Origin of the sequence: Yoonia sp. (assembly GCF_042093035.1) — a bacterium.
Lineage (GTDB): Bacteria > Pseudomonadota > Alphaproteobacteria > Rhodobacterales > Rhodobacteraceae > Yoonia.
The window spans coordinates 1-4,052 of record NZ_JBELFI010000162.1 but is presented as its reverse complement, the minus strand read 5'-3'; the positions used below and the strand labels follow the sequence as shown (position 1 = coordinate 4,052).

Here is a 4,052-nt window from a genome sequence, read left to right as displayed (position 1 = left end):
GGCGCAGCATTAATATCTGCAGCACGTCGCGGGGTTGGGGCCGGATCTGACCCGTTGCGCCGCGCGCGCGCGGTCCGCATCGCCGCTCCGAGATCCATGGCGTCGCTTGGCCAGGATTGCGGCTTGCGATCGTCCCATGGCAGCTGATCGGCCATGTCGGATTCGCGTGTTGCACGGACCTCTGTGACATCTCCCATCTTTCTGACGGACAGGATCATGGCATCGTCACCAAGTTCGCGTACCGCCTTTTCCATCGCGGTATCGGGATCGGATGCTCTGAAGATATATTCAGTCATGACCAGGGCGCCTCATCGGGGATCAAAAAATTGACCATGTTTCATTCTGTGGCCATTTGCTCGTCGCCAGACACCGTCGCCACAACCTCCACCCGTCGCCCGTCAGGCAATTCCGTGAATGAAAGGACGGGAAAGTCAGCGATATGTTGACGCAGAAAGCTGGACAACTTGCGCCGGATTTGCGGAGAAACGACCAAGAATGGTTTCTTGCCGGCTTCAGTCTGTTCCTCGTTGATACGCACCAGCGATTTAACCATATTTTCTGCAAGTGATCCGTCCAGCAGCAACTGATCGCCCTCTGACCGCTTGGCGGAATTGATCAACAGATGCTCGAATGCGCTGTCCAGTGTGACTACCGGAAGCGGGGTGTTCAGCGGCGTTGTCTGTTGAATAAGCAAGCCAACAAGTTGGGGCCGCAGCGCCTCTGCGGTCTCTGTCACGCTCATGTTCTTGCTTGCCATCTCGGAAATCAATTCCAAGATGCGTCGCAGGTCGCTGATCGGTATCCGTTCACGCAAAATCTGCCGCAGCACCGCCGTCAGATTATGCAATGGCATCAGTTTAGGGACAACGGACTGGACCAATTGCGGCACAACTTTTGACAGATTGTCGAGCAGTTCCTGAACATCATCCTGTCCGATCAGTTCTGACGCATATTTGTACAAGATCTGGCTCAGATGTGTCGCCAGCACCGTTTCAGGCTCGATGATGATATAGCCGTTTGCTTCTGCTTCGAATTCGCGGTCCGGCTGAATCCAGGTCGCGTCGATGCGGAAAGATGGCTCTTTGACATCTATACCCTCAATCTTGACGCGCGATGTGCCGCTGGGCAGCGCAAGTTTCTGATCAGGATAGATCTTGTCCTCGGCCACTACTGTTTGACCGATCTTGATCCTGTATTCGTTCGCGGTCAGCCCAAGATCGTCACGGATGCGGACACTGGGCAAGACAAAACCCAAAGCTTGCGACACTTCTTTGCGCACGGTGACAATGCGTCGCGCCAAAGGCCCGCCGTCGTCTTTGTCCACCATCGACAAAAGCGGATAGCTGAGCAGCAGCGTCACCGCAGACAAGTCCGCGACGTCGGTGATGTTCAGGCTATTGGGATTGGTGTCTTCGACAGGTGCTTTCGCGTCATTCTTGTCTTGCGTGGCATCGGTCTGTTCTTGCTTGCGAAAGAAGTATGCAGCGACACCAGCAGCAAGCCCCATGCCGCCAAACAAGATGGTGGGCATACCTGGCACGAGGCCGATCAAAAGAAGCACCCCGGCCACGGGGAACCATGCGCGCGACATGCTGACTTCACCCTTGATATGCTCGGCCATATCTTGGCTCGACGATACACGCGTCACGATGATGGCCGTCGCAATCGACAACAGCAAAGACGGGATTTGCGCGACAAGGCCATCACCGATCGACAGCAGAATATACAGTTCTGAGGCTTCGCCGATCGACAGCCCATGCTGCAGCATCCCGATCGTCAACCCGCCGATGACGTTGATGGCCAGAATCAGAATACCGGCAACGGCGTCGCCTTTGACAAACTTCGATGCACCATCCATTGCGCCATGAAAATCTGCCTCGCGCGATACGTCCTCGCGGCGCACGGTCGCTTCTTCGGCGGTGAGCACTCCCGCATTCAGATCCGCGTCAATGGCCATCTGTTTGCCGGGCATGGCATCAAGGGTAAAGCGGGCAGAAACTTCTGAGACACGGCCTGCACCTTTGGTGATCACGACAAGGTTGATGATCACCAAAATGACAAAGACAAAAATCCCGACGACATAATTGCCCGCAATGACAAAGGCACCGAATGCTTCGATCACGGCACCGGCGGCGCTGGTTCCCAAATGTCCTTCGCTGAGGATGATCCTTGTCGAGGCCACGTTCAGCGCCAGTCGCAACACCGTTGCAACCAGAATGAGGCTGGGAAAAGATGAAAAATCCAGCGGTCGGTAAGTGTGCAAAGCCACCATCAATATCAATAGTGACATGAAGATGTTCAGCGTGAAAAAGATGTCCAGCAAGAAGGCTGGCAGCGGCAATACCATCATCGCCACCAGCATCAAAATGCCAAGCGGCAGCGTGATGCTGGTCAGGCTCCGCCCCAGCAGGTGCCGTGGTATTGCTGTTTCGGACGCGCTCATGTCACCTGCTGCTCCATTTGGCGGCGCATCTCGGACGCCGCCACTTCGCCAAGTGAGAAGCAATTCCTGTGCCAGTAAAAAAATACGCCGTATTTGCGCTGTTCTTGGCACTGGCACGACATATGCAAGACCACAGGCGAAACGCGACTTGCGGAGGATATTTTTGTGCGTAACTTTGCCTTAACCGATTTTATCAAGACGTGTGCGGTTTTCACGATTGTTCTGGCGCTTGGCGCCTGCAACATGAATGGTCACGCACCCTACAACGCTGCGGGCATATCACCCGCCGCAAAAGAAATCCTTGAAATCGAGACTGCGCTAAGGGGCACTGATGCCGCTGTCATACAGCAAACTGTCCCACCAATTATTGGGACGGGATATGCTACGATTTCAGCGCAGCCCGCGCATAACATCAATCAAAAGCGTTTGATGGCGATCCGCGTTGCCCGTCTGGACGCTATGCGCGATATCACCGAGCAGGTGCATGGCTTGCGGCTCAGTGCGCAGACAACCGTGGTTGACGCCGTCTTGCAAAACGACACAACACGCGCATCGGTCGATGGTACAATCCGAGGTGCGCGTACGGTGCGTATCAATCCGGTTGGTCGCGACACCTATGAGGTCGTGCTGGAACTGGACCGCGATATGATCGCACGCATCATGATGGCAGTGCGATAAGCAACCGAGAGGTAAGGCCACGGATGCTAACAGGAATATTTCATCGTCAGATGAGGCTGCTTGCGCCTGTGCTGTTGCTGGTTCTGACCTGTGGGCCGGGTTTTGCGGATATCGTGAGGGTCACAGGCCGGGCTGCCGTGACCAATAATGATACAGACCGTGCGCAGCGTTTTGCTTTGGAAGATGCGCTATACCTTGCCGCGCTAGAGGGGGGGGCTGACGTGTCAGGCTTTTCCATGGCGGATAACGGTGCGCTGACAGGCGAGAGCATTCTGTTGCGGCCCAATTCCCGCATCCTTGATTATACTGTTGTCAGCCAAGGGCCGTCTGGTCATCATTATGAAGTTGTCATTGATGCCTATGTCGGCACTGTGCCTGCGCTTGGTTGCGCTGTGCGGCCGGCGATCAATCTGATATCCGGGAACCCACAGATCCATGTTGGATATACCGCACCTCTGTGGGCGCAAGAGGCTTTGGAGCTGGCGCATGACGCGACTATCATGGGTCTTGGGACCACGCCTCAGATCCAGATTTCAGCGCGCGACATCTCGCTTGCGACGGTGGGACAGAGCGGGAGCAAAATTCCTGCTGGTTTTGATTACGACACTCTTATGGGCGGCCAGTCCAGGGTAGAGGCATCGCGGTCAAACCTGATACCTGATACCGCGCGGGGCCTGCATCTGTCATGGCACGCAACGGCTCCCGGGCTTCAAGCGACGACACTAACGGTGACCTTGCAGGCGAAGGTGCTTGATCCTGCTGCGCCTGGACGGGCACAGCAGATGACCACCAGCCATGTGGTCGCTGTCTCGGCCAATACGCCTTGGCGCACGGTCAATGTGTTGGCGCGAAAGGATGCGCATGAGGTCGCAAAAAGCCTCGCCGAAAGTGTGTCAGCAGAGCTTGCAACTTGGCTGGGGTCCTATGCCTG

Annotated in this window: 3 protein-coding genes and 1 pseudogene; 2 read left to right on the top strand and 2 right to left on the bottom strand. The window is 55.8% G+C overall.

Going from position 1 to position 4,052, the window contains the following annotated elements; translation table 11 throughout:
- Positions 1–296 (bottom strand): annotated as a pseudogene (locus tag ACFDSS_RS13830) (hypothetical protein); the annotation flags it as partial.
- A gap of 41 nt (positions 297–337) precedes the next feature.
- Positions 338–2,443 carry a flagellar biosynthesis protein FlhA gene (flhA, locus tag ACFDSS_RS13825; RefSeq protein ID WP_375256306.1) on the bottom strand — a complete coding sequence of 702 codons (2,106 nt, stop codon included), beginning with the start codon at positions 2,441–2,443 and terminating at the stop codon, positions 338–340.
- Between the two features lie 165 nt (positions 2,444–2,608).
- Between flhA and ACFDSS_RS13820 the strand changes: the two genes are divergently transcribed.
- Complete coding sequence (locus ACFDSS_RS13820; protein WP_375256305.1) at positions 2,609–3,121, top strand: LPP20 family lipoprotein; 513 nt, start codon at positions 2,609–2,611, stop codon at positions 3,119–3,121.
- A gap of 137 nt (positions 3,122–3,258) precedes the next feature.
- Positions 3,259–4,052, top strand: a 794-nt coding sequence (locus ACFDSS_RS13815) for a hypothetical protein (RefSeq protein WP_375256304.1), incomplete at its 3' end; no start/stop codon positions are given.